At 68.6% G+C, this 26,349-nt stretch carries 15 protein-coding genes; 13 read left to right on the forward strand and 2 right to left on the reverse strand.

Going from position 1 to position 26,349, the window contains the following annotated elements:
• Positions 1 to 175 precede the first annotated feature (175 nt).
• Entirely contained in the window at positions 176 to 667 is a 492-nt protein-coding gene (locus ACTXG9_RS16440; RefSeq protein WP_021203465.1) for an RDD family protein, read from the reverse strand.
• Positions 668 to 723: 56 nt separating this feature from the next.
• On the opposite strand from ACTXG9_RS16440, the gene xerD reads away from it, so the two are divergent.
• Together xerD and ACTXG9_RS16450 are read left to right on the forward strand one after the other, a co-directional pair.
• Positions 724 to 1,701 (forward strand): site-specific tyrosine recombinase XerD, encoded by a 978-nt coding sequence (gene xerD, locus ACTXG9_RS16445; RefSeq protein WP_021203464.1) that lies wholly within the window; start codon positions 724 to 726, stop codon positions 1,699 to 1,701.
• A gap of 100 nt (positions 1,702 to 1,801) precedes the next feature.
• The gene (locus tag ACTXG9_RS16450) at positions 1,802 to 2,590 is read left to right on the forward strand and encodes a DsbC family protein (protein ID WP_021203463.1); all 789 of its coding nucleotides are present in this window, start codon (positions 1,802 to 1,804) and stop codon (positions 2,588 to 2,590) included.
• A 119-nt stretch (positions 2,591 to 2,709) separates the two neighbouring features.
• On the opposite strand, the gene ACTXG9_RS16455 is transcribed toward ACTXG9_RS16450, so the two are convergent.
• The gene (locus ACTXG9_RS16455) at positions 2,710 to 4,809 is read right to left on the reverse strand and encodes a glycosyl hydrolase family 18 protein (protein WP_021203462.1); all 2,100 of its coding nucleotides are present in this window, start codon (positions 4,807 to 4,809) and stop codon (positions 2,710 to 2,712) included.
• 815 nt (positions 4,810 to 5,624) lie between these two features.
• Between ACTXG9_RS16455 and purL the strand changes: the two genes are divergently transcribed.
• From purL to ACTXG9_RS16510, 11 genes are all read left to right on the forward strand, one after another.
• Positions 5,625 to 9,509, forward strand: a complete 3,885-nt coding sequence (gene purL / locus ACTXG9_RS16460; protein ID WP_329859332.1) for a phosphoribosylformylglycinamidine synthase — start codon at positions 5,625 to 5,627, stop codon at positions 9,507 to 9,509.
• 437 nt (positions 9,510 to 9,946) lie between these two features.
• Positions 9,947 to 17,470, forward strand: a complete 7,524-nt coding sequence (locus ACTXG9_RS16465) for an ESPR-type extended signal peptide-containing protein (RefSeq protein WP_207049930.1) — start codon at positions 9,947 to 9,949, stop codon at positions 17,468 to 17,470.
• Between the two features lie 157 nt (positions 17,471 to 17,627).
• Positions 17,628 to 19,481 carry a S8 family peptidase gene (locus ACTXG9_RS16470; protein ID WP_329859334.1) on the forward strand — a complete coding sequence of 618 codons (1,854 nt, stop codon included), beginning with the start codon at positions 17,628 to 17,630 and terminating at the stop codon, positions 19,479 to 19,481.
• Between the two features lie 136 nt (positions 19,482 to 19,617).
• On the forward strand, positions 19,618 to 21,339 hold the full coding sequence (gene gspE / locus ACTXG9_RS16475; RefSeq protein ID WP_058980469.1) for a type II secretion system ATPase GspE: 1,722 nt from the start codon (positions 19,618 to 19,620) through the stop codon (positions 21,337 to 21,339).
• Positions 21,340 to 21,363: 24 nt separating this feature from the next.
• Positions 21,364 to 22,584 carry a type II secretion system protein XpsF gene (gene xpsF / locus ACTXG9_RS16480; protein WP_329859335.1) on the forward strand — a complete coding sequence of 407 codons (1,221 nt, stop codon included), beginning with the start codon at positions 21,364 to 21,366 and terminating at the stop codon, positions 22,582 to 22,584.
• A gap of 49 nt (positions 22,585 to 22,633) precedes the next feature.
• Positions 22,634 to 23,077 carry a type II secretion system major pseudopilin GspG gene (gspG, locus tag ACTXG9_RS16485; protein WP_021203164.1) on the forward strand — a complete coding sequence of 148 codons (444 nt, stop codon included), beginning with the start codon at positions 22,634 to 22,636 and terminating at the stop codon, positions 23,075 to 23,077.
• Between the two features lie 6 nt (positions 23,078 to 23,083).
• Positions 23,084 to 23,578 (forward strand): type II secretion system protein XpsH, encoded by a 495-nt coding sequence (xpsH, locus tag ACTXG9_RS16490; RefSeq protein ID WP_019661005.1) that lies wholly within the window; start codon positions 23,084 to 23,086, stop codon positions 23,576 to 23,578.
• The gene (xpsI, locus tag ACTXG9_RS16495) at positions 23,575 to 23,994 is read left to right on the forward strand and encodes a type II secretion system protein XpsI (RefSeq protein ID WP_019661006.1); all 420 of its coding nucleotides are present in this window, start codon (positions 23,575 to 23,577) and stop codon (positions 23,992 to 23,994) included. The genes xpsH and xpsI overlap by 4 nt, the downstream gene beginning before the upstream one ends.
• Positions 23,991 to 24,623, forward strand: coding sequence for a type II secretion system protein J (locus tag ACTXG9_RS16500; RefSeq protein WP_019661007.1), 633 nt, complete (start codon positions 23,991 to 23,993; stop codon positions 24,621 to 24,623). The genes xpsI and ACTXG9_RS16500 overlap by 4 nt, the downstream gene beginning before the upstream one ends.
• Complete coding sequence (locus ACTXG9_RS16505; protein WP_329859336.1) at positions 24,620 to 25,483, forward strand: type II secretion system minor pseudopilin; 864 nt, start codon at positions 24,620 to 24,622, stop codon at positions 25,481 to 25,483. The genes ACTXG9_RS16500 and ACTXG9_RS16505 overlap by 4 nt, the downstream gene beginning before the upstream one ends.
• A partial coding sequence (locus tag ACTXG9_RS16510; protein ID WP_457654808.1) for a PilN domain-containing protein occupies positions 25,480 to 26,349 on the forward strand: 870 nt, incomplete at its 3' end. The genes ACTXG9_RS16505 and ACTXG9_RS16510, both read left to right, overlap by 4 nt.

Consider the following 26,349-nt stretch of genomic DNA (forward strand, 5'->3'; position numbering starts at 1 on the left):
GGTAGCGCGGGGCCATGCCCGGCGCTACCGGGGCAATCCACCGCTTCGGCATCCGAGCCAGGACCACCAGCATCCCGGCCCAGCGTGCTGGATTCTGTAGAGCCGAGCCCATGCTCGGCTGCTTTTTGCGCACCGCCTGCCAGCCGAGCATGGGCTCGGCTCTACAGATCGTGCATCACCGTTTCGGCATGCGCACCAGACGGGTGCCGCTGGCGCGGTCGTGCCAGGTCAGGCGTTGACGGTCGACCCACGCCCACCAGAATCCCAGCCCGCCCAGCAGCAGTGACAGCGTACCTACCGCAAAGCGCAGCCACAGCTGGTTGCGCCGCAGTGGCGTGCCATCGCTCGATTGCACTTTAAGCCGCCATGGACGCATGCCCAGCGTCTGTCCGCCGCGGCGCCAGCTGGCCGTGGCGTACCACCCCGTGATCGCCCAGCACACCGCCCACAGCAGCCACTGCCAGGCACTGAATGGCGCGATGTTCTCGCGTTGCGCGTGGCCGCTGAGGGTGTAGGCGAGGGTGAACAGTGTGCCGGCGAGCATCCACAGTGCCAGCACCGGCAGTGCGTCGTAGACCATTGCCAGCATGCGCCACAGCAACAATGCGCGCGGATGAGGCATTTCGGTAGCAGCGGCAGAGGCCGTGTCGGTGGCAGGCTGGGACATGCGTCGAGCATACGCAAAGCTGGCCGTGCCCGCAGTGGCCCCCGTATCCTGCACGCATGGCCCATGTTTCCACCCCCGCCGAACGCCGCCAGCTGGTCCAGCAACTGCCCGAACTGCGCGCCGACGACAGCGCACGCATCCAGCGCTTCCTTGATGCGATCTGGGCCGAGAACGGCCTGGCCCGCGCCACCCTCGACAGCTACCGGCGCGATCTGGAAGGGCTGGCGCGCTGGATGGATGGGCGCGACGGTGGCCTGGCCGGCATCGAGCGCCCCGGACTGTTCGAGTATCTGGCCTGGCGCACCCGGCATGGCTGGTCGCCGCGCAGCAATGCGCGCCTGCTGTCGGCGTTGCGGGCGTTCTTCGCCGATGGCGTGCGCCGCGGCGAACGCAGCGAGGATCCCAGCGCGCTGCTCGACCCGCCGAAGTTGCCACGGCTGCTGCCCAAGGCGCTGGCCGAAAGCCAGATCGACGCGCTGCTGGCAGCGCCCGATACCGACAGCGCATTGGGCCTGCGCGATCGCGCCATGCTGGAACTGATGTACGCCGCCGGCCTGCGCGTGAGCGAGCTGGTGCTGCTGCCCGCGACTGCGGTCAACCTGCGCCAGGGCGTGCTGCGGGTCACCGGCAAGGGCAGCAAGGAACGGCTGGTGCCGTTGGGCGAGGAATCCCAGCACTGGCTGGAGCGCTACCTGCAGCACTCGCGGCCGCAGCTGGTCGGGAAGGGCAAGGTGCAGGCGCTGGCCGATGGGCAGACGCCGTTGTTCATCGAGCCGTCGCTGCATGCGCTGACCCGGCAGGCGTTCTGGCACCTGGTCAAGCGCCATGCGCAGGTGGCCGGCATCGACCCGGCGCGGATCAGCCCGCACGGCCTGCGCCACAGCTTCGCCACCCATCTGCTCAACCGTGGTGCCGACCTGCGCGCGTTGCAGATGCTGCTCGGCCACAGCTCGCTGTCCACCACCCAGATCTACACCCTGGTAGCGCGCGAGCACCTGCAGAAGCTGCACGCCCGCCACCATCCGCGCGGCTGAGCAGGCCCCTGAATCCCGGCCACAAACCATGGGCGGTGCCGCTGTCCGGTACCGCCGGCTGTGTCAGAATCCAGGGTCTTCTTCTGTCGCGGATCATTCCATGCTCCGATTTGCCATCGCCGCCGTGTTCGGTGCGCTCAGCCTGACCGCCTGCGCCCAGCCGGCCCCGCCGGCCGCCAAGGCGCCTGCTGCTGCCGCTGCGGCCAAGGCCGCCCCCGCCGCCAACGCGTCGGCCGACCAGGCGGTACGTGCCGCGTTGACCGCGCTCAATCCCGGTTTCCAGGTGGATTACATCGGTGCCGCACCGTTCCCGGGCTTCCGTGAAGTGGTGGTCTCCGGCCAGCTCCTGTACGTGTCCGATGATGGCCGTTACCTGTTCCAGTCGCAGCCTTACGACACCCGTGCCAAGGGCCCGGCCAACAGCGAAGGCCTGCTCGGCTACCGCCGCGATCTGCTGGCCAAGGCCAACCATGGCGACCGCATCGTGTTTGCCGCACCGAACGCCAAGTACACCATCAGCGTGTTCACCGACATCGAATGCGGCTACTGCCGCAAGCTGCACCAGGACATCGCCGAGCTCAACCGCAACGGCATCTCCGTCGAGTACCTGGCATTCCCGCGCATGGGCCTCGGCAGCAAGGACTACACCGACATGATCTCGGTCTGGTGTGCGGCTGATCGCCGCCAGGCACTGACCAACGCCAAGCGCGGTGGCAGCGTGCCGGCCAAGAACTGCACCAACCCGGTGGCGATGCAGTACGCACTGGGCCAGCAGCTGGGCGTGAACGGCACGCCGGCGATCTTCGCGCCGGACGGCACCCAGCTGGGGGGCTACCTGCCGCCGGCACAGCTGCGTGCGGCGCTGGAAAAGCTGTCGGCCAAGCGCTGACGCGACCGACCTTGTTTCTGTAGAGCCGAGCCCATGCTCGGCTGATGTTTCCGCAGCCGAGCATGGGCTTGGCTCTACAGGTAGGAAGCCGGGGGCGCGCAGCACCCCCGGCTTTTTTCTTACTTCAGGCCATCACTGACCGCCTTGGTCAGCGTGCCCTGCGCATCGTCACCACTGAACTCCCAGACGAACGCGCCGCCCAGGCCCTGGGTCTTCACGTAGCCCATCTTGCGGGTGATGTTGGCCGGGGTGTCGAAGCTCCACAGCGTGCTGCCGTTGTAGATCCAGGTGGCACCTGCGGTGTTGTCGGTGTAGCCCGGCCACGCCAGGTTCTTCAGCACCTTCCAGTCTTCGATGCCGGCTTCATACGTGCCCGGGGCAGCGCCGGTCGCGGTCTGGTACAGGCCGTTGTTGGCGTTGGCCACACCGGTCCAGCCACGCCCGTAGTAGCCGATGCCCAGGTTGAGCTTGGCCGCGGGCACGCCGCGGCTGATGAAGGCTTCGATGGCGTCGTTGCTGTTGTACAGCTTCTGGTCGCCGGTGGACGGATCATTGGGCGAATCGAACAGCGCCGACTGGTGATTGGTCTTCGCATCCCACGCGCCGTGGAAGTCGTAGGTCATCACGTTGATGTAGTCCAGGTACGGGTGGTACGCGGCCGGATCGGTGACGCGGATCTTGTCGATGCCGGCGCCCACCGCCACCGTCAGCAACAGGCCCGGACGCACCGCATCGAGCTGGCGGCGGAACTCGGCCATCAGCGCGGTGAAGTTGGCGTTGTCTTCCGGCTTGCCGCATTCGATGCCGCAGGCCACCGGGTATTCCCAGTCGATGTCGATGCCGTCGAACACACCCAGCGCGGCACCGGCACCACCGGCACCGTCGGTCACTGGCAGATTGCCCTTGATGTACGCGTCGATGCACGAGGCGACGAAGGCCTGGCGGTTCTCCGGGCGCGCTGCGCTGGAGAAGCCGCGCGACCAGGTCCAGCCACCCAGCGAGATCAGTACCTTCAGGTTCGGGTACTTGGCCTTGAGCTGCTTGAGCTGGTTCCAGTTGCCGCGCAGCGGCTGGTCCCAGGTGTCGGCGCTGCCGCTGACACTCTCGGCGGCACTGAAGGCCTTGGTGTAGTCGGCGAAAGCATCGCCACCGGCACCGCTGTTCGGATCCGAGGGTTGGGTGACGCCCACTTCGCAACGGTTGTTGCGCACGTTGCCGAACGCGTAGTTGATGTGGGTCAGGCGCGCGGCCGAACCGCTGCTGTCGATGTTCTTGACCCGGTAGTTGCGGCCGTAGATGCCCCACTGGGTGAAGTAACCGATGACCCGCTTGCCGGTGGTTCCGCCGTCGCCGGCCAGCGTGGTGGCGCTGATCTCGGTGCCCTGCGCTGAGGCATTGCCGGCATTGTCGCGGGCGCGTACGCGGTAGCGGTAGGTGGTGGATGCAGTCAACCCGCCATCGACGTAGCTGGCACTGGACGGTGAACCGACCAGGCTGCCGTTGCGGTACACGTCATAGCCGGCCACGCCGCTGCCACCGGTGTTGTCGGTGGACGGGCTCCAGCTGAGCGCGATGCTGTTGGCGGTACGGGTGCCGACCGCCAGCCCGCCCGGCACGCTCGGCGCGGTGGTGTCGCCGCTGGCGGCGTTGACGGTGATGGTGATGGTCGCCGTGCTGGTGGTGGCGTTGTTGTTGTCGGTGGCCACCGCGCGCAGGGTGTGGCTGCCGGCGCTGGCGTTGGCCCAGCTGGCCGCATACGGCGCACTGGTGGCCACGCCGAGCGTGCTGCCATCGCGGAAGAACTCGACCTTGGCGACGCTGCCGTCTGGATCACTGGCGGTGGCGGTCACGTTCACCGTGCTGCCGGCACTGAAGGTGGCACCGTTGGCCGGCGAGGTCAGGCTGACCACCGGCGGCTGGTTGGCGCCGCCGCCATCGCAGGCGCCGAGGTTGGTGTAGTAGGGCGCGCCGGCCGGATGGTCCGGCGGCGCGTTCCAGATGTCCTGGTTCGCCCGATAGAGGACGCCTCCTTTCTGCAGGGTATCGCCGGCCCGGTAGATCTTGGCCTGGTCCCATTCGGCCACCCCGGCACAGCTGGCGGCCTGCGCCAGGCCGGGCAGGACGGCGGCACCGGCGGCCAAGGCAAGCAGCCAGGCCAGGCGGCGGGGACGACAGCTTCGGGTCGAACGTTCGGCACTGCGCACAATCGGGTCGTACATGGGTAAGTCTCCGATCAAAGGGCGCGCGGGCCCCGATGGCGCCGCGCGTGACGCAGGTCCGGGCATCGCCGGGGAAGGCGACGGAGGGGCCGGACGGAGGTACCTGGGAGGCCGGGGAGAGAGTCCGGCGCCAGGTAGGGACAACGTTGTCATCAATCGTGTGGTCAATCCGTGAGCAAGCGCATGGTTCGGGGATTTGGGCGGAGGGCGGCGCTGGCGCACGGTCGGCGGCCATCGGCGGAGCCCCTCGTGGCTGGTCGGGCGCGAATTCATGGGTTTGGCCGGGTGGGTGGGGTCAGGCGGGGACGCCGTGAACCCGTCCCTGGGGGCTTGGCCGCGGCATCCATGCCGCGGACACCCCGCCTGACCCCACCCACCCGGCCTCTGACAGGTTCCTGCGCAGCCAGCCACGAAAGACAGAACAAAAAATCAAAATCAAAAGCAGAAGCCGGTCGCTGCGCTCTCCAATGCCTGATTTCTGATGTTCCCTGGTTGCCGGCCAGCGGCCGGCACTACCGGGGAGCGTCCACGCATGGCGGCAGATCGCGGAAATCTGTCGGGGGCGGGGCGGTGGGGGCCAGCAGGACCGTTGGCGCCATGGATGGCGCCATCGAGCCCCCATGGACGGGTTTACGGCGTGTCCTGCTGGCCCCCACCACCCCGCCATCCCACGGGAACCCAGCTTTTGCTTGGGCCGTTGACGTTGCCGTTGCTTCGGCTGTTGCCTCGGCGGGTGCCGGGCGCCGCCCGGCCAGAGCCCTTCCCCCGCTTCCGGTACAATGTCGGGCCCGTTTCCCAACTACGGTTCCCCGGACATGATGGTCCTCGAGGGCGCGCCCGCCCTGTCGCCGTTCCGCCGCGAACGTCTTGAATCCCGCCTGCAGTCCATCGCTCCCTCCCTGCGCATCAGCGGTGCCTGGCACGTCTACTTCGTGCAGCCCGAAGGCAGCGCCGCCCCCGACCTGACCACGCTGTGCCGCATCCTCGAAGCGGCGCCGCAGGCCGAAGCCGTGGCCGAAGGCGCAGTCAGCCGCATCGTGGTGCCGCGCCTGGGCACGCTGTCGCCGTGGTCGAGCAAGGCCACCGAACTGGTCCGAGGTGCCGGCCAGCCGGTCAGCCGGGTCGAGCGTGGCCTGCGCATCGACGTGCAGGGTTGGCCGGCCGATGCCGCCGCCCAGCAGGCGCTGGTCAAGGCGCTGCACGACCCGATGACGCAGTCCGTGCTGGAGACCGTGGAACAGGGCCAGGCGCTGTTCTCGGCACCGGCCCGTGGTGAACTGGAGCGCGTGCCGGTGGACCAGCTGGAGGCCGCCAACCAGCGCCTCGGCCTGGCCATGGCCCAGGACGAGATCGACTACCTGCGCGAGCGTTTCACTGCGCTGGGCCGGTCGCCGTCGGACGTGGAACTGATGATGTTCGCGCAGGCCAATTCCGAGCACTGCCGCCACAAGATCTTCAACGCCAGCTGGACCATCGACGGCCAGGAGCAGGACCGCTCGCTGTTCCGGATGATCAAGAACACGCACCAGCAGACCCCGCAGCACACGCTCAGCGCGTACAGCGACAACGCCGCGGTGATTGAAGGCCATCCGGCGTCGCGTTACCGCCCGGATCCGGCCAGCGGCGAGTACCGCCGCGAGCCGCAGGTGCCCAGCGCGTTCCAGATCAAGGTGGAAACGCACAACCACCCGACCGCGATCGCGCCATTCCCGGGCGCCTCGACCGGTGCCGGTGGCGAGATCCGCGACGAAGGCGCGACCGGCCGCGGCGGCAAGCCCAAGGCCGGCCTGACCGGCTTCTCGGTCTCGCACCTGCGCATTCCGGAATTACCGCAGCCGTGGGAGGCGCCGCGCGCGCTGAACCCGCGCATGGCACCGGCGCTGGAAATCATGACCGACGGCCCGCTCGGCGGCGCCGCGTTCAACAACGAGTTCGGCCGCCCGAACCTGCTCGGCTACTTCCGCAGCTTCGAGCTGCCGGAAGGCGCCGATCTGGTGCGCGCGTACGACAAGCCGATCATGCTGGCCGGTGGCCTCGGCGCGATCGACCGCGTGCAGGTCGACAAGATCCCGCTGCAGGCCGGTGATGCGGTGATCGTGCTGGGTGGCCCGGCGATGCTGATCGGCCTGGGCGGCGGTGCCGCCAGTTCGGTGGCCTCCGGTGAAAGCGCCGAGGACCTGGACTTCGCCAGCGTGCAGCGCGACAACCCGGAAATGGAACGCCGCTGCCAGGAGGTCATCGACCGCTGCGTGGCGATGGGCGCCGACAACCCGATCAAGTTCTTCCACGATGTCGGCGCCGGTGGCCTGTCCAATGCCATCCCCGAACTGCTGCACGACTCCAGGGTCGGCGGCGTGATCGATCTGGGCAAGGTGCCCACCGATGATCCGTCGCTGTCGCCGATGCAGCTGTGGTGCAACGAATCGCAGGAACGCTACGTGCTGGGCGTGGCCCAGGAGCGCCTGGCCGAGTTCGCCGCGCTGTGTGCTCGTGAGCGCTGCCCGTTCGCTGCAGTTGGCGTGGCGACCGCCGAGGAACATCTGGTGGTGGCCTATGGCGCCGTGCCGGGCCACTCCCCGGCCGACGCACCGATCGACCTGCCGATGGACGTGCTGTTCGGCAAGCCGCCGAAGATGCACCGCGACACTGCGCACCCGCCGACACCGCGCTGGCCGGCGCTGAAGACCGGTGGCCTGGATCTGCAGGAAGCAGGCCTGCGCGTGCTCGCGCACCCGACGGTCGCCTCGAAGAACTTCCTGGTCACCATCGGTGATCGCAGCGTCGGTGGCCTGACCGCACGCGAACAGATGGTCGGTCCGTGGCAGCTGCCGGTGGCCGACGTGGCGATCACCCTGGCCGACTTCGACGGCGTCGCCGGCGAAGCGATGTCGATCGGCGAGCGCACCCCACTGGCCCTGCTCGATGCGGCTGCTTCGGCACGCATGGCGGTGGGCGAAGCGCTGACCAACCTGTGCGCGGCGCCGGTCGATGCGCTGGATGAGATCAAGCTGTCGGCGAACTGGATGGCCGCGGCCGGCCACCCGGGCGAAGACGCACTGCTGTACGACGCTGTGAAGGCAGTGGGCATGGAACTGTGCCCGCAGCTGGACATCAGCATCCCGGTGGGCAAGGACTCGTTGTCGATGCAGGCGCAGTGGCACGACCAGGGTGAGGCGCACAAGAGCGTGTCGCCGGTGTCGCTGGTGATCTCGGCGTTCGCGCCGGTGGCCGACGTGCGCCAGCAGTTGACCCCGCTGCTCGACCGGGAGGTGGACAGCGAGCTGTGGCTGATCGGCCTGGGGGCCGGCAAGCAACGCCTGGGTGGTTCGATCCTGGCCCAGGTGCATGCCGACCACAGCGAACTGCCGGCCTTTGCCGGTGCCGCCCCGGACCTGGACGATCCGCAGCGCCTGCGGGGTTTCTTCGAACTGATCCGCGATGCGCGCCAGTCCGGCCTGCTGCTGGCCTATCACGACCGCAGCGACGGCGGTGCCTTCGCCGCGTTGTGCGAAATGGCTTTCACCTCGCGCCTGGGCCTGGACATCACCCTCGATGCCTGGGGTGACGATCCGTTCCGCAGCTTGTTCAACGAAGAACTGGGTGCGGTGGTGCAGATCGCACGCGAAGACCGCGCCGCGTTTGCCGACCTTGTCGAACGCCATGCATTGACCGAATGCGCGCAGCGCATCGCCAAGCCGACCACCGCACCGGTGGTGCGCGTGTCGCTGGGTGGCGAAAACCTGGCCGAATGGCGCTGGGAAGCGTTGTTCGACGCGTGGTGGTCGGTTACCCACGCGATGCAGAAGCGCCGCGACAATCCGGCCAATGCCGACGCAGAGCGCGAGGTGGCACGTGCCTTCAACGCACCGGGCCTGAAGCCGAAGCTCAGCTTCGATCTCAACGAAGACGTGGCCGCACCGTTCATCAGCAGCGGTGCGCGCCCGCGCGTGGCCGTGCTGCGCGAGCAGGGCGTCAATGGCCAGATCGAAATGGCCAACGCCTTCGAACGCGCCGGCTTCCGCGCCTTCGACGTGCACATGAGCGACCTGATCGAAGGCCGCGTGGCGCTGCAGGACTTCACCGGCCTGGTGGCCTGTGGTGGCTTCAGCTATGGCGACGTGCTCGGTGCCGGCCGTGGCTGGGCTACCTCGATCCTGGAGCGCAGCGCACTGCGTGATGCCTTCGCCGCGTTCTTCGCACGCGAAGACAGCTTCGCGCTGGGCGTGTGCAATGGCTGCCAGATGATGAGCCAGCTGAAGAACATCATTCCGGGTGCCGAGCACTGGCCGCAGTTCCGCCGCAATGCCAGCGAGCAGTTCGAAGCCCGTACCGCACTGCTGGAAGTGGTGGAGTCGCCGTCGATCCTGCTGCGTGGCATGGCCGGCTCGCGCCTGCCGGTGGCGGTGGCGCATGGTGAAGGCCAGGCAGTGTTCGACACGGCCGTCGACCAGGCCGCGGCCCGCGTCTCGCTGCGTTACATTGATGGCCATGGCAACGTTGCCAGCCAGTATCCGCTGAATCCGAATGGTTCGCCGGATGGCATCACCGGCCTCACCAGCAGCGACGGCCGGGTCACCATCATGATGCCGCACCCCGAGCGCACCCCGCGCGCGCTCAACATGAGCTGGGCGCCGGCCGAATGGCAGGGTGATTCGCCGTGGATGCGCATGTTCCGCAACGCACGGGTGTGGTGCGGCTGATCGCAGCATTGCGCGCACGGCGCAATGCCATCGCGTATGGAAAACCCGCCGCGTTGCCGGCGGGTTTTTCTTTGCGCGCGCGAAACCCTTGTCGCGCCCGCTAGTTACATCGATTTACATGCGCCAGCAGTTCGTCACGTGTGCATAACGAAGTTCTTTTATAAACACGCGAAATGGTGAACTGCTTCACGGCAATAGGATTTGCCGTGTCAAAGTCTTGACGATCTGCAAAGTTGCCGTTAACACTTGAAGCCCGTTTCAGAATCATTCATTTCGCAGTAACCGCTTGGCGCATGCGCTCGGGTTTCTGTCGCTGCGCGCCGTTCGGCATTACCCGCAGTAAATCACGCGAATAGACGCCCCCAGGGGACGCTGGGCCAGAAGGCTCGGCGATGGCGTCGCTTTGCCCAAAACCAGTCCAATCAGGAGCCGTACCGATGAATCGGATTTATCGCAAGGTCTGGAACAAAGCATTGGGTCAGTTGGTGGTGGCCTCGGAGCTGGCCTCCTCCGACAGCAGCGGTGGTGTTGTCGACCAGCGCCGCGATACGACACAGGCCACGCCCGCGCTGTTGGCGGTGGCACTGGGCCTGGTATTGGGATTGGGCATGAGCAGTTCCGCCGCTGCACAGTCGGTGCAGATCGGTGGCAGCGCCACCTGTGTGGCACTCAGCGGCAAGCTGCTGGAAAAGTGCCTGGTTGAAGGCACGGCCAGTGCCAAGGGCAGCAACGCGGTGGCGATCGGTGGCAACAGCAGCGCCAGTGCAGCCAACAGCGTTGCGCTGGGCGCAGGCTCCAAGGCTACGCGCGCCAACACGGTGTCTGTCGGCGATGCCGGCAAGGAACGGCAGATCACCAACGTGGCCGCCGGTACCCAGGCCACCGATGCGGTGAACAAGGGGCAGCTGGATGCGCAGGCGCGCGCCACGCAGGCCGCGCTGGCGGATGTCGCCGCAGCTGGGGACCGCTACTTCAAGGCTGATGGCGCAGGTGATGACAGCGACGCGGCCAAGATCGACGGGCAAGGCGCGGTAGCCGCCGGTGCCGGCGCCCAGTCCTTGGCCAATGCCACCACCGCCATCGGCACCCAGGCCATTGCCGCCGGTCTCGGCGCCAGTGCGTTCGGACAAGGCGCATTGGCGATCGGCGATGCCAGCGTGGTGGTCGGGCAGAGCGCCGCAGCGTTCGGTCTCGGTGACACCGCCGTTGGCGCCAGCGCCTATGCCGCCAGCGAGAACGGCGCGGCCACCGCGCTGGGTGCGTTGTCCGAAGCAAGCGCCGACGGCGCCACTGCCGTAGGTGGTGGCGCTGTGGCGATGGGCCCAGGCAGTTCCGCGCTGGGTCGAGGCGCCACTGCCGCAAACGAAGCCTCGATTGCGGTGGGTGCATTCAGTACCGCCGTGGGCGAATACAGCACCGCACTGGGCTCCAATTCGGCGGCGGTTGCCACCGGCAGCGTGGCGCTGGGCGCAGGCTCGCTGGCCGACCGTGTCGATACGGTGTCCGTCGGTGCGACCGAGTACGGCCTGACCCGGCAGATCACCAGCGTTGCGGCAGGTACTGAAGATACCGACGCGGTCAATGTCGGCCAGCTGAAGGACGTGGCTACCGTGGCCGATGCCACCGCCAAGCGGTTCCAGGCTACTGGCAGCAGCAACAGCGATGCCGGCGCGCTGGCCGAAGGTGACGAGGCACTGGCGGCCGGCGAGGCGGCCAACGCCATCGGCAACGGCGCCACCGCTGTGGGCGCGGGCGCCAACGCCATTGCGCAGAACGCGACCGCCGTGGGCAACAACGCACTGGCCTCGGGCCAGAACAGTGCCGCGTTCGGCAACAACGCACAGGCCAACGGCCCGGGCAGCGTCGCCGTCGGTGGTGCCGCTGTCGATGCCGATGGCAATCCGCTGATCACCAGTGGCGGCGTACCGGTGGAAACCGGCGCCACCAGTGCCGGTATCGGTGGCACCGCGGTGGGCGCCAGTGCCGAAGCCAGCGGCTTTGCGGCGTCGTCCTACGGGGTAGGTGCCTATGCCGCCGGCGCGCAGGCATCCGCGTTCGGTGCGGTCGCCAACGCCATCGGTGATTACTCCACGGCGCTGGGTACGCAGAGCAACGCCACCGGCACCAGCAGCGTGGCCATCGGTGGCCCGGCCGACCTGATTCCCGGCCTGGGTTTCTTCGTGCAGACCCAGGCCGGCGGCGAAGCGGCGACAGCCGTCGGTGCCGGTGCCATCGCAAGCGGTGACCGCGCGGTGGCCAACGGCAGCCTGACCGAAGCCTCCGGCGCGGAATCCACCGCCGTCGGCTACTTCGCTTACGCCCCGGGTGAGAATGCCAGCGCACTCGGCGCGCAGACCTGGGCCAGCGGCGCACAGAGCACGGCCGTCGGGTACTACGCCACCGCGCGTGGCGCCAACAGTGTCGCGCTTGGCGCGAATTCCGAAGCGGTGCGCGCCAACAGCGTGGCCGTCGGCAGTGCCGGCAACGAACGGCAGATCACCAGCGTCGCTGCCGGCAGCGAAGCCACCGATGCAGTGAACAAGGCGCAGTTGGACGCCGTGGCCAGTACCGCGGACAACACCGCGCGCTTCTTCCAGGCCCAGCCGGAAGCGGGCAGTGATGCCGGTGCGCTGGCCGAGGGCGAAGGCGCGGTGGCGGCCGGTTCGTCGAGCAATGCGATCGGCGCCGGTGCGGTTGCACATGGCGCCGCCGCTTCGGCCATCGGTGACGACGCCGTAGCGGTGGGTCGCAACAGCAACGCCACCGGCAACGGCGGTGTTGCCATCGGTGGCCTCGGCCAGGCCTACGACGAGTACAACCAGCCGATCATCGGTGCCGACGGCACGGCGCAGCAGGTAGGCACCACCGCCGTCGCCAACGCCACCGCAGTGGGCAGCGGCGCACAGGCCACCGGCGCCGCCAGCAGCGCGTTCGGCAATGCGGCCAAGGCCAGCGGGGACAACAGCTTCGCTGCTGGCGGCACGTCGCGTGCAACCGGCAGCTATGCGGTCGCGGTTGGTGACAGCGCCTTCGCCAGCAGCGATGACAGCACCGCGGTAGGGGGTTACAGCTGGGCGACGGCCAGTGGCGCAGCAGCGTTCGGTTCGGGTGCGTGGGCCACCGCCACCAACGCGTCGGCCTTTGGCAACGCGGCCTGGGCCAGTGGCAGCGGCGCAACCTCCATCGGCTACAACAGCTGGGCCAATGGGGCCAGTTCCACTGCGGTCGGCCGCGGTGCGTTCGGCTATGGCGACAACAGCGTGGCACTGGGCTTCCAGGCGCTGGGCAACAGCATCAACAGCATCGCCATCGGTACCAATACGGTGGCCGGCGGCGAAAGTGCGATCGCGTTGGGCGCCGGCAGCAACGCCAGCGCCAGCAATGCTGTCGCGCTCGGTGCCGGTTCAGTTGCCAGCCGTGCACGCACGGTGTCGGTGGGCAGCAGCGGCAACGAACGCCAGGTCACCAACGTCGCTGCCGGTACCCAAGCCACGGACGCGGTGAACAAGGCACAGCTGGATGCAGTGGCGACCACCGCCACCACCACCAGCCGCTTCTTCCAGGCCAGCGGCAACGGCGACGACGTGACTGGTGCCCTGGTGGACGGTGACAACGCGCTGGCCGCCGGTGATGCGGCCAACGCCATCGGCAACGGCGCCACCGCGCTCGGCAGTGGTGCCAATGCGCTGGCCAACAACGCGCAGGCGATCGGCTTCAACGCGCTGGCCAGCGCCGCCAACGCCAGCGCCGTCGGTGCCAACGCGCAGGCCACCGGTGAGTACGCCACCGCACAGGGCGCGGAAAGCGAAGCCAGCGGCGAGCAGAGCGCGGCGTTCGGCGCGGCCAGCGTTGCCAGTGGCGCCGGAAGCACTGCCAATGGCGTTCTGTCCGAAGCGTCCGGTGAAGAGGCCGTAGCCGTGGGCTACTTCAGCAATGCCAGCGGCGATGCGGCCACCGCTGTCGGCAGCGAGAGCGTGGCCAGCGGCACCGCGTCGGCAGCGCTCGGCATCGGTGCAGAAGCGACCGGTGGCTACAGCACCGCCATCGGTGGCTATGCGCAGGCCTCGGCGTTCAACGCCACCGCCTTCGGCAACTTCGCCAATGCCTCCGGTTCCAACAGTGTGGCAGTGGGTGGCGATGCGGAAGCCTCCGGTGCCTACAGCACGGCCACCGGCCAGGGCAGCCTGGCCACCGGCACCAACAGTGTTGCCGTCGGCGGTTCGCTGTTCGGCGTGCTGGCCACCGAAGCATCGGGCAACTACTCCACCGCCGTCGGTGGTGGCGCCTGGTCCGGTGGCATCAACAGCACCGCACTGGGCAACGCCGCCGAATCGCGCGCGGCCAACAGCGTGGCGCTGGGTGCCGATTCGATCGCCGACCGCGACAACACCGTGTCGGTGGGCGGTGGTGGCAATACCCGCCAGATCACCAACGTGGCTGCTGGCACGCAGGGCACTGATGCGGTCAACAAGAACCAGCTCGACGCCGTAGCCGCTGCAGCGGAAAAGACCAGCAGGCAGTTCCAGGCCAGTGGCAACGCCGATGGTGAAACCGGCGCCCTGGTTGAGGGCGACAACGCGTTGGCCGCCGGTGATGCGGCCAACGCCATCGGCAACGGCGCCACCGCACTCGGTAGCGGCGCCAATGCGCTGGCGGCCAACGCCACGGCGGTGGGCCTCGATGCGCTGGCCACCGGCGACAACGCCGCAGCGTTGGGCAGTGCCGCACAGGCCACCGGCGAAGACAGCCTTGCGCTCGGCACCGGCGCCAGCGCCAGCGAGCTGGGTGCCAGTGCCGTGGGTGCGCGTGCACAGGCCAGTGGTGCATACAGCACCGCGACCGGCACTGAATCCAACGCCAGCGGCACGCAGGCACTGGCCAGCGGCTTCCGCAGCGCCGCCTCGGCCGATGGCACCACCGCCGTCGGTGGCTATGCCGAAGCAAGCGGACGCCTCGGCACCGCGTTGGGCTATGGCTCGGCGGCCAGTGGTGCCAACACCACGGCAGTCGGCTTCGGCGCTGCCGCGGCCGGTACCGGTGCCGTGGCGGTAGGTCAGTCCAGCGAGGCCAGTGGCGAGGAGAGTGTGGCCATTGGTGGCAGCACCTTCTTCGGCTTGATCCCGTCGCGTGCCAGCGGCACTGGTGCAGCGGCATTCGGTGCGGGTGCGTGGGCGACCGAAGACTACGCGACCGCGATCGGCTGGAACTCGTGGGCGGATGCGGCGGATGCCACTGCGCTGGGTGCCGGTGCCACCGCCAGTGGGTTGAACAGCGTGGCGCTGGGCGCCGGCTCCAAGGCCGAGCGCGACAATACCGTGGCTGTGGGAACCGCGGGCGGTGAGCGCCAGGTGACCCATGTTGCAGCCGGCACTGAAGCCACCGATGCGGTGAACAAGGGCCAGCTGGACGCGGTGGCCAGCGTTGCCGACAAGACCAGCCGCCAGTTCCAGGCCAGCGGCAATGCCGATGGCGAAGCAGGCGCACTGGTGGAGGGTGACAACGCGCTCGCCGCTGGCAATGCGGCCAATGCAATTGGCAACGGCGCTACCGCGTTGGGTAGCGGCGCAACGGTGGTCGCTGCCAATGCCACGGCGGTCGGCGTCGACGCACTGGCCACGGCCGAGCAGAGCGTGGCCATCGGCAGCGGTGCCAGCAGCACCGCAGACAGTGCCGTTGCGCTGGGTGCACAGAGCAGCAGCGGCGGCGCCGCCAGCATTGCGATCGGCGCGCAGTCGCAGTCGCAGGGCATCGGGGCGACCGCTGTCGGCGGCATGGCCGAGGCCGCCGGCCTTGCGGCTACCGCAGTGGGCTACGGCGCGATCGCCGATGGCCGCGAAACGACCGCAGTCGGCAACTTCGCGCAGGCCAGCGGCTGGCGCGCCACGGCGTTTGGTGCAGGTGCCAGCGCCGGCTTCTTCGGCACCGCCGTAGGCAGTGCTGCGCAGGCCGCCGATGTTTCCACGGCGGTGGGCCAGGGCACCATCGCGCAGATCGCCGGCGCCGGCTTCGGCGTGCAGGCAAAGGCTGGCGAGTACGGCACCGCTCTGGGCAACAACGCCGCCACCGGGTTGAACGGCGTGGCGGTCGGCTTCAACGCACTGGCCGGACAGGATGCCGCCAGCGCCAGCGCCGGCCAGTTCACTACCGCCATCGGCAGTGAAGCGTGGGCCACCGAAGATGGCGCCACCGTGGTCGGTTACAACAGCTATGCGCAGGCCAGCAACGCGACGGTGCTCGGCAGCAACACCTGGACCACCAAGGACGCCGGTAACAGCGTCGCGTTGGGCGCGGGCTCGCTGGCCGACCGCGCCAACACGGTGTCGGTGGGTGCTGCGCAGGAGTGGGTCGATGCCGCCGGCGTCACCCACAGCGCGATCAACCGCCAGCTCACCAATGTCGCGGCGGGTACGCAGGCCACCGATGCGGTGAACAAGGGCCAGCTCGATGCAGTGGCCGCCACCGCCGATGCGGTCGGCCAACGCTTCAAGGCCAACGGTTCGGGTACCGCCAGTGCCACCGGCACCGATGCCGTGGCCATTGGCGGCAACGCCAACGCCAGTGGCGGCCGCAGCAATGCGTTGGGCAGCGGTGCCGCGGCCATCGGCAATGCGACGCTGGCACTGGGTGCCAACAGCGGCGCCAGCGGCAACAACTCGGTGGCATTGGGTGCCGGTTCGCGCGCGCTGGAGGCCAACGTGGTCTCGGTCGGCGGTGGCAACGGCACCGCCGGTCCGGCCACGCGGCGCATCGTCAACGTCGCCGACGGCCGCATCGCTGCCGGCAGCACCGATGCGATCACCGGCTCCCAGCTCAACGTCACCAACCAGCGGGTGGGAGCAGTGGAAACCCGCGTGGGTGACTTCGACTCGCGCATCGCGACGGTCGAGACCACGGCGGCCAGTGCGGTCGGCTACGACGACGCCAGCCGTGACCGACTGACCCTGTCCGGTTTCCAGGGCACCACCATCGACAACGTCGGTGCCGGCAGCATCGCCGCCGGTAGCCGCCAGGCGATCACCGGCGGGCAGCTGTTCCAGTCGCTAAGTGATGCCGCCAGCTTCCTCGGCGGTGGTGCCAGCGTTGGCATGCAGGGCGTGTTCGTGGCGCCGAACTACGTGATCCAGGGCGCCACCTACAGCAACGTCGGCGATGCGCTGGGCGCGCTGGACCGCAAGGTCAGCGAGATCGACCGTCGCGCCGCCGGTGGCACGCGTGCCGGAACCGCCAGCCTGCGCGCGATGAGTGCCTCGCTGGATGACAGCCCGCTGGCCAGCGCCGCGGATGCGCGTGCAACAGCCGATGCAGCACCGGCCGGCACCGCGCGGGTGCAGGGTACGCCGACGGCCGCCGCGGCGGGTGCTGGCATTCCGGTCGGGACCCCGGCGACCGGCGCCAATGCGGTGGCCATGGGCGAGGGCGCCGTCGCCAGCGGCGCGTCGTCCACCGCCGTCGGCCAGGGTGCCAGTGCCACGGCTGCCAACGCCGTGGCACTGGGCCAGGGTTCGGTCGCCGATCGTGCCAACACCGTGTCGGTCGGCAGCGAAGGCAACGAACGCCAGGTCACCAACGTCGCCGCCGGCACCACCGCCACCGACGCCGTCAACAAGGGCCAGCTGGACCGTGGCGTGGCCACGGCGAACAGCTACACCGACAGCCGCGTCCAGGCCGTCGCCGACAGCTTCGATGTGTTCAAGGGCGAGATCGATGGACGCCTGCGCCACATGGACCGCCGCATCGACCGCCAGGGTGCGATGAGTGCGGCGATGCTCAACATGGCCACCAGTGCCGCCGGTATCCGCACCCAGAACCGGGTCGGCGTCGGCATCGGTTTCCAGGGCGGCGAGTCGGCGTTGTCGCTGGGCTACCAGCGTGCGATCAGCGATCGCGCCACGGTTACCTTCGGCGGTGCCTTCAGCAGTGACGACAGCTCGGTTGGCGTCGGTGCCGGCTTCGGCTGGTAAGCCAAACCACTGCGCCGGCGGCCACCCACGCCGGCGCCAAACCTGCAAACAGGGCCTGGGGGGAGGTCACGGCAATCCCGGCTGGGCCGGCCGGGAGTCGTCAAGGAATGATGGCCGCAGTGTTGGTTCGATCCATGACCCAGAAGAGGAATTCGACGTGATCAAGAAGCAGAACCTTCGCATCAATGTGCTTGCCGCCGCCGTGCTGTCGATGACTGCCGTCGGTGCCGTCCACGCCGCCGGGTTGCCGACCCGTGAACCGGTGCGCCAGGCCAGCACCGCCGAGCCGGGCACCCAGCGCATCATCGTCAAGTACCGTGCCGGCACCGCTGCGGCGGGCGACCGGTCGGCCAAGCTGTCCACCGTGCAGTCCGCGCTGACCCGCGCCAGCCTGTCCGGTGGCACTACCCGCGCCAGCGCGCTCGGCCCGCAGGTCGTGCGCAGGCTGGGCGTCGGTGCCGACCTGATCCGCCTGCAGGGGCGCCTGGCGCCTGCCGAACTGCAGCGCGTGCTGAAGGAACTGAAGGCCGATCCGTCCGTGCAGTACGCCGAAGCCGATGTGAAGCTGCGCCGTACCGAGCTGCGTGCCGGTGACGTGCAGCCGGCGCTGGCGCCGAATGATCCCTACTACCAGCAGTACCAGTGGCACCTGCACAACGCCACCGGCGGCATCAACGCACCGTCGGCGTGGGATGTATCGCAGGGCGAAGGCGTGGTGGTGGCGGTACTCGACACCGGCATCCTGCCGCAGCACCCGGACCTGGTCGGCAACCTGCTGGAAGGCTACGACTTCATCAGCGATGCCGAGACGTCGCGCCGTGCCACCAACGACCGCGTGCCAGGTGCGCAGGACTATGGTGACTGGGTCGAGAACGACAACGAGTGCTACACCGGCTCCGTCGCCGAGGACAGCTCCTGGCACGGTACCCATGTGGCCGGTACCGTGGCCGAGCAGACCAACAACGGCGTCGGCATGGCCGGTGTCGCGCACAAGGCCAAGGTGCTGCCGGTCCGCGTGCTCGGCAAGTGCGGCGGCTACCTTTCCGATATCGCCGATGCCATCACCTGGGCGTCCGGCGGCACCGTGGCGGGCGTGCCCGCCAATGCCAACCCGGCCGAGATCATCAACATGAGCCTCGGCGGCAGCGGCAGCTGTGACGGGACCTACCAGGACGCGATCAACGGCGCGATCTCGCGTGGCACCACGGTGGTCGTGGCGGCCGGCAACGAGACCGACAACGCCTCCAAATACCGTCCAGCCAGTTGCGACGGCGTGGTGACCGTCGGCGCCACCCGCATTACCGGCGGCATCACCTACTACTCCAACTACGGCACCCGCGTGGACCTGTCCGGTCCGGGTGGTGGTGGCAGCGTCGACGGCAATCCCGGCGGCTACGTCTGGCAGTCCGGTTCCGATGCGGCCACCACGCCGGAGTCGGGCAGCTACAGCTACATGGGCATGGGCGGCACGTCGATGGCCTCGCCGCACGTGGCTGCCGTCGCTGCACTGGTGCAGAGCGCGCTGAGCGCCAAGGGCAAGGATCCGCTGGCCCCCGCCGCGATGCGCACCCTGCTGAAGGAAACCGCGCGTCCGTTCCCGGTCAGCATCCCGACCGCCACTCCGATCGGTACCGGCATCGTCGATGCCAAGGCGGCGCTGGCAAAGGCGCTGGAAGAGCCGTGCACCGAGAACTGTGGACCGGTGGCGACGCCGCTGACCAACAAGGCCGCCGTGGGGGGGCTGAACGGCACGGCCGGCAGCAGCCGCCTGTACAGCTTCGAGGCAGCCGCTGGCAAGCAGCTCAGCGTGATCACCTACGGTGGCACCGGCAACGTGTCGGTCTACATCGCCCAGGGTCGCGAGCCGAGCGCCAGCGACAACGATGGCAAGTCGACCCGTCCCGGCACGTCCGAAACGGTACGGGTGAACAAGCCGGTGGCAGGCACCTACTACATCAAGGTAGTGGGCGAAGCGGCCTACAACGGCGTGAGCATCCTCGCCACGCAGTAAGCCTGACGTGTCGTAGTTGAACGGCCGAGGCCCGTCATCCTGTGTGACGGGCTTCGTCTTTTTACGAAAGCTGGCCGCAGGGCGGCGGAAATCATGGCTTAACTGCTAAAGTCGGTCCGATTGACAGGAGAGTCACGTGAACGCGCTCGCTGCAACCGTTACCGACGATGCCGAAGGCCGCATCCTGGATGCGCTGCTGGCACGCGGCCGGCTCAAGGAAGGAGACCTGGCGCGCGCGCGGCCGTTGCACGCCGAGGCCGGCGGCAGCCTGCTGGGCCTGCTGGTGCGCCTGGGCCTGGTGTCTGAACGCGACCAGGCACAGACCAGCGCGGAGGTGCTGGGCCTGCCGCTGCTGGAGGGCAGGCAGGTGCCGGAGGCCCCGCCACAGGCACTGGCCGAGGGCATGCCACTGTCGCTGCGCTTCCTGAAGCAGTTCCATGTGTGCCCGCTGGAGTTGAATGAACACGGGGTGCGTCTGTGGCTGGCCGATGCCCACGATGCCTATCCGCAGCAGGCCGTGCAGTTGGCGCTGGGGGTTCCGGTGACACCGGTGCTGGGCATGCGCGCGGAGATCGATGACCTGGTCGAGCGCTGGTTCGGCCAGGGCCGCAGCGCGATGGGCGCGATCGTGGAGACCGCAGACGGCGAGGGCGGCGCGGTCGACGATATCGAGCACCTGCGCGACCTGGCCTCGGAAGCGCCGGTGATCCGCCTGGTCAACCTGGTGATCCAGCGTGCGGTGGAACTGCGCGCGTCGGACATCCATGTCGAACCGTTCGAGAGCCGCCTGAAGGTCCGCTACCGTGTCGATGGCGTGCTGGTGGAGGGCGAAAGCCCGCCGGCCAACCTCACCGCAGCGGTGATCAGCCGCATCAAGATCATGGCCCGGCTCAACATTGCCGAGCGCCGCCTGCCGCAGGACGGCCGCATCATGCTGCGCGTGCAGGGCAAGGAGCTGGACCTGCGCGTGAGCACCGTGCCGACCGCGCACGGCGAAAGCGTGGTGATGCGCCTGCTCGACCGCGAGACAGTGGTGTTTGATTTCCACCGGCTGGGGTTCACCGATGCGTTCCTGCCGCAGTTCCGCAAGGTGCTGGAACAGCCGCACGGCATCCTGCTGGTGACCGGCCCGACCGGCTCGGGCAAGACCACCACGCTGTACACCGCGCTGAGCCAGCTCAATACCGCCGACGTCAAGATCATCACGGTCGAGGACCCGGTCGAGTACCAGATCGAGGGCATCAACCAGATCCAGGCCAAGCCGCAGATCGGCCTGGACTTCGCCAACGCGCTGCGCAGCATCGTGCGCCAGGATCCGGACATCATCATGATCGGCGAAATGCGCGATCTGGAAACCGCGCGCATCGCGATCCAGTCGGCACTGACCGGCCATCTGGTGCTGTCCACCCTGCACACCAACAATGCCGCCGGTGGTATCACCCGCCTGCTCGACATGGGCGTGGAAGACTACCTGCTCACCTCCACCATCAACGGGATTCTGGCCCAGCGCCTGGTGCGCCGGCTGGAACCGACCCACGCCGAGCGCTACGAGGCTTCGCCGGAGGAAATCAAACGCTTCGAGCTGCGCCGCCTGCAGCCGGAAGGGCCGATCCATCTGTTCCGCCCCAGGCCCTCGGCGCTGGCGCCGACCGGTTACCTCGGTCGTACCACCATCATGGAATTCCTGGTGATGAACGATGCGCTGCGGCGTGCGGTGATGCGCCGCGACGGCATGGGCGAGATCGAACGCATTGCCCGCGAAGCCGGCATGCGCACGATGTACGAAGACGGCCTGTCCAAGGCCCTCAGTGGGCAGACGACCATCGAGGAAGTCCTGCGTGTCACCGAGGAAAGCTGATGCGCGCAGGACGACGGGGCTGACATGCCGACCTACCGTTACAAGGCACTGAATCCGCACGGCGAGATCTTCGACGGGCAGATGGAAGCGGCCAGCGAGGCCGAGCTGGTCGCGCGCCTGCAGGACCAGGGCCATCTGCCGATGGAGACACAGCTGGCCGATGGCGGTGCGATCGGTGGCGGTACCTGGCGCAACCTGTTCCGCCAACGGCCGCTGCAGGGCGCGGCATTGCTGCAGTTCACCCAGCAGCTGGCGACACTGCTCGGTGCGGGCCAGCCGCTGGACCGCGCGCTGTCGATCCTGCTCGGGTTGCCCGAAGACGATCGTTCGCGTCGCGCGATCACCGACATCCGCGATGTGGTGCGCGGTGGCGCGCCGCTGTCGATCGCACTGGAACGCCAGCATGGGTTGTTCTCGCGCCTGTATGTGAACATGGTGCGTGCCGGTGAGGCCGGCGGCAGCCTGCACGAAACCCTGCAGCGCCTGGCCGACTACCTCGAACGCAGCCGGGCCCTGCAGGGCAAGGTGATCAACGCGCTGGTGTACCCGGCCATCCTGCTGGTGGTGGTGGGTGGTGCGCTGCTGTTCCTGCTTGGCTACGTGGTGCCGCAGTTCGCGCAGATGTACGAGAGCCTGGACGTGGCGCTGCCGTGGTTCACCAACGCAGTGCTGCAGCTGGGCCTGTTCGTGCGTGACTGGTGGGTGCTGCTGCTGGTGGTGCCGGCGCTGGTGGCGCTGTTCTTCGAACGCAAGGCGCGGCAGCCGGCCTTCCGGTTGGCGCTGGATGGTTGGCTGCTGCAGCGTCGCGGCATCGGCCGCCTGCTGGGTGAACTGGAGACTGCCCGGCTGGCGCGCACGCTGGGTACCCTGCTGCGCAATGGCGTACCGCTGCTGGGTGCCCTGGGCATCGCCCGCAACGTGCTGGGCAACCGCGCGCTGGCTGCCGATGTGGAAACCGCCGCCGATGAAGTGAAGAACGGTGCCGGCCTGTCGCTGGCACTGTCGCGAGGCAGGCGTTTCCCGCGCCTGGCCCTGCAGATGATCCAGGTTGGCGAGGAGTCCGGCGCGCTCGATACCATGCTGTTGAAAGCGGCTGACACCTTCGAACAGGACAGCGCCCGCCGCATCGACCGCCTGTTGGCGGCGATGGTGCCGGCGATCACCCTGGTGCTGGCCTCGGTGGTGGGTGCGGTGATCGTTGCCGTGCTGGTGCCGCTGTACGACCTGACCAATGCCATCGGTTGACGATGGATCCCTACGCAACCCCGACACTCCGCAACTGAAAGGACCGACCATGATTGCTTCCCGTCGACCGATCCGCCTTTCCTTCACCGCAGCGCGCAACCAGTCGGGCATGAGCCTGCTGGAGATCATCATCGTCATCGTGCTGATCGGCGCGGTGCTGACCCTGGTCGCCAGCCGCGTGCTGGGTGGCGCCGACCGCGGCAAGGCCAACATTGCCAAGGCACAGGTGCAGACCGTCGCATCCAAGGTCGACAACTACCAGATCGATACCGGCAAGCTGCCCGGCTCGCTCAATGATCTGGTGACTGCACCGGCTGGCGTGGCTGGCTGGCTGGGGCCCTATGCCAAGCCGGCCGATCTGAACGATCCGTGGGGCCATGCGCTGGAATACCGCACGCCGGGCGAGGGCCAGCCGTATGAGCTGATCAGCCTGGGCAAGGACGGCAAGGCCGGTGGCAGCAGTGTCGACGCCGACATCCGCTACCAGCCGTAACCGGGCATGTCGCGTTTCCTGCCGCGCCGGTTGCAACGCCCGCGCCTGCCCGGCAGGCGCGCAGCGGGCCTGTCGCTGCTGGAAATGCTGCTGGTGATCGCGCTGATCGCCGCGATCGGCCTGATCACCGCTGCCGGCCTGTCACGCGGTTTCGCTGGCATGCAGCTGCGCAGCGCCGGCAAGGACATCGCCAACCAGCTGCGCATGGTGCGCGCGCAGGCGATCACCCGCGGCGAGCCGCAGCGCTTTGTCATCGAGCCGGCCAAGCGGCGCTGGGAAGGCGCCAACCAGCGCCACGGTGACGTGCCGGCACAGCTGCAGGTGCAGTTCGAAGGCGCCGCGCAGCTGGCCACCGCGCCGGGGCAGGGCGTGATCGAGTTCCACCCCGATGGCGGCTCCAGCGGTGGCCGCATCCGGCTGCAGCGTGACGACGCCGAATGGCGCATCGACGTGGGCTGGCTGACCGGTGAGGTCCGCTCTGGCCCTTGGCGGGCGCAATGAAGCGGCGCGCCCGCGGCTTCACCCTGCTGGAAGTGATCATCGCCTTCGCCCTGCTGGGCCTGGCGCTGACGCTGCTGCTGGGCAGCCTGTCCGGCGGCGCAAAACAGGTGCGCGATGCCGAGCTGCGCACGCGCGCGGTGCTGCATGCGCAGTCGCTGCTGGCCGAAACCGGCGTCGCCTCGCCGCTGCAGGCAGGCAGGCAGCAGGGAGACTGGGAGCAGGGGCGCTACCACTGGGAATTGCAGGTCCAGCCGTGGGCGGAGCCGCGCGCAGGCAATGTCGCGCAGGCAACGTCACCGGGAACCCCCTGGCTGGCCGAACTGCAGCTGCAGGTGCGCTGGGGTGACAGCGAGCGCGAACAGCTGCGCTGGCGCAGCCTGCGCCTGTTGCCGCCCGACCTGGAGAATGCGCGGTGAAGCGCCGCGCCGCAGGGTTCACCCTGGTCGAAGTAATGCTGGCCACCGTGCTGCTGGCCGGCGGCCTGGCATTGGCCTTTGCCAGCGTGCGCTCGGCGATGGCGGTCAGCCAGCGCGGCGAACAGATCGCCGCCGAAAGTGAACGCATGCGGGCGGTCGAGTCTCTGCTGCGCAGGCAGCTGGCCGGCGCACTGCGCACCCCGCTGGAGGTCCCGGACCCCACCCGCGAACCGGTGTTCTTCCAGGGCGAAGAACAGCGCATGCTGTTCGCCGCCGACCTGCCCGGCTACCTCGGCCGTGGAGGCTCCTACCTGCACGCGCTGCAGGTGGACGGACGCGAGGGGCAACAGCGCCTGCTGCTGGACCTGGTGTTGCTGCAGGAAGGCGAGCGCATCGCCGAGAATCCGCCACGCCCGCCGGAGGTGTTGGTTGAGAACCTGAAGTCGGTGCAGCTGCGCTATCGCGGCATCGATGCGGGCACCGGTCAGATGAGTGACTGGATGCCGCGCTGGGACGATACCCGGCGGCTGCCGATGCTGGTGGAGATCAGGATCGTGCCCGCCAAGGGCGCGCCCTGGCCATTGCTGGTGGTGGCACCGCGCGCCGGTGGCAGTGGAGGTGCGCGATGAACCGGCAACACGGTGCGGCGCTGGTGCTGGTGCTGTGGCTGATTGCATTGATGACCGCGCTGGTCGGTGCGTTCGCGCTGAGCGCACGGGTCGAGCATCTGCAGCAGCGGGTACTGGATGACGAGGCACGCGGGCAGGAACGTGCGCGCGCCGGCCTGGAGTACGCGCTGCTGCGCCTGTCCGCTGATCCGCTGCGGGCGCCCTGGCGTGCCGATGGCCGCACCTACCGCTGGCAGTTCGATGACGCCAGCATCGAGATCAAGGTGCTGGACGAGAATGGCAAGATCAACCTCAACCTGGCCGACGTGACCCTGCTGACGGCGTTCCTCAAGGCACTCGGTGAAGACGAAGGCGCTGCCCGGCAGATGGCCGGCGCCATTGTTGACTGGCGTGATGAAGACAGCCTGCTGCAGCCCGGTGGCGGTGCCGAAGCGCCGGACTACGCGGCGGCCGGGTTGCCGTATGGCCCGCGCAACAAGCGCTTTGAGACACTCGGCGAACTGCAGCGGGTGCTGGGCATGCGCGGCCCGCTGTACAAGGCCATGCTGCCCCACCTGACCCTGTACAGCCGCCAGGCGCGCCCGGATCCCCAGTTCGCCAGCGCGCCGGTGCTGACCGCACTGGGGCTGGATGCGGATACCGTGCTGGCGCAGCGCGCCCAGCAGGAGCGTGACGCAGATACCGCTGGCGGTGCGACAACGCTTGCCAGCAGCAGCGGCACCTATAGTATCGAGTCCCGTGCAACCGACAGCATTGGACGCCGGTCGGTGTTGCAGGCAGTGGTACGCAATGGCTCGGGCGGGGTTCCCGGGCGGTCCTACACAGTGCTTCGCTGGGAGCAGGGAATGACAGCAAGATGACGGCATGGCAGGACAGTGTGCGGCAGGTGCAGGGCCGGATCGGCCCGGGCGCCGGTCGTTTCCTGCGCTGGTGGCGGCAATCGCTGCTGGCGTGGTTGCCGGCCCGTTGGCAGTGGGCGCTGGGCTGGGCACAGGCGCGCCTGCTGCTGCAGCGCCAGGGTGACCAGCTGCAGGTCTGGCGTGAGGCCGGTGAACGCCGCGAAGCGGTTGCCAGCGTGCCATGGCCGCTGTCGCCGGTGGAACTGGACCGCGTGCTGGAACCGCGGCTGCGCAGCCTGCCACGGGTGTGGCTGCTGCCGGCCAGCGAGGTACTGCGTCGTCATCTGCGCTTGCCCGCGGCTGCGGCCGACCGCCTGCGCGCCGTGGTCGGTTTCGAGATCGACCGCCAGACGCCGTTCGAATCGAGCCAGGTCAGCTTTGACGTGCGTGAGCTGGGGGGCGCAGCCGAGGGCCAGCTGCAGGTCGAACTGATCGCCTGGCCGCTGCGCCAGCTGGAAGCGTGGCGGGCCAGCGTGGGCGAGTGGGCCGATGCACTGGCCGGTGTCGATGCCATCGACAGCGAGGGTGAGCCTCTGCAGGTGAACCTGCTGCCACCGGCGCAGCGCCAGTTGCGCGCGGATCCCATGCGGCGCTGGAACGTGCTGTTGGCCGTGGCCGCGCTGGTGATGCTGGTGCTGGCCGCCGTGCAGCTGCTCGACAACCGCCGTGACGCTGCCGATGCGCTGCGTGCGCAGGTCGAGCGCAGTGCACGCAGTGCGCGTGGTGTCGCCAGCGAACGCGCGCAGCTGCAGGCGCTGATCGATGGTGCCGCATTCCTGGAAAAGCAGCGCAGCCAGCGTGCCGGAACGGTGGAAATCTGGAATGAA

The organism is Stenotrophomonas maltophilia group sp. LNF247, from assembly GCF_054083135.1.

Excerpts from the sequence above, each read along its gene's own strand:
- xerD (WP_021203464.1), top strand. The coding sequence starts at position 724 with ATGGCCCATGTTTCCACCCCCGCCGAACGCCGCCAGCTGGTCCAGCAA.
- xpsH (WP_019661005.1), top strand. The coding sequence starts at position 23,084 with ATGTCGCGTTTCCTGCCGCGCCGGTTGCAACGCCCGCGCCTGCCCGGC.
- ACTXG9_RS16440 (WP_021203465.1), bottom strand. The coding sequence starts at position 667 with ATGTCCCAGCCTGCCACCGACACGGCCTCTGCCGCTGCTACCGAAATG.
- gspG (WP_021203164.1), top strand. The coding sequence starts at position 22,634 with ATGATTGCTTCCCGTCGACCGATCCGCCTTTCCTTCACCGCAGCGCGC.
- ACTXG9_RS16450 (WP_021203463.1), top strand. The coding sequence starts at position 1,802 with ATGCTCCGATTTGCCATCGCCGCCGTGTTCGGTGCGCTCAGCCTGACC.
- ACTXG9_RS16455 (WP_021203462.1), bottom strand. The coding sequence starts at position 4,809 with ATGTACGACCCGATTGTGCGCAGTGCCGAACGTTCGACCCGAAGCTGT.
- ACTXG9_RS16465 (WP_207049930.1), top strand. The coding sequence starts at position 9,947 with ATGAATCGGATTTATCGCAAGGTCTGGAACAAAGCATTGGGTCAGTTG.
- purL (WP_329859332.1), top strand. The coding sequence starts at position 5,625 with ATGATGGTCCTCGAGGGCGCGCCCGCCCTGTCGCCGTTCCGCCGCGAA.
- xpsI (WP_019661006.1), top strand. The coding sequence starts at position 23,575 with ATGAAGCGGCGCGCCCGCGGCTTCACCCTGCTGGAAGTGATCATCGCC.
- ACTXG9_RS16505 (WP_329859336.1), top strand. The coding sequence starts at position 24,620 with ATGAACCGGCAACACGGTGCGGCGCTGGTGCTGGTGCTGTGGCTGATT.
- xpsF (WP_329859335.1), top strand. The coding sequence starts at position 21,364 with ATGCCGACCTACCGTTACAAGGCACTGAATCCGCACGGCGAGATCTTC.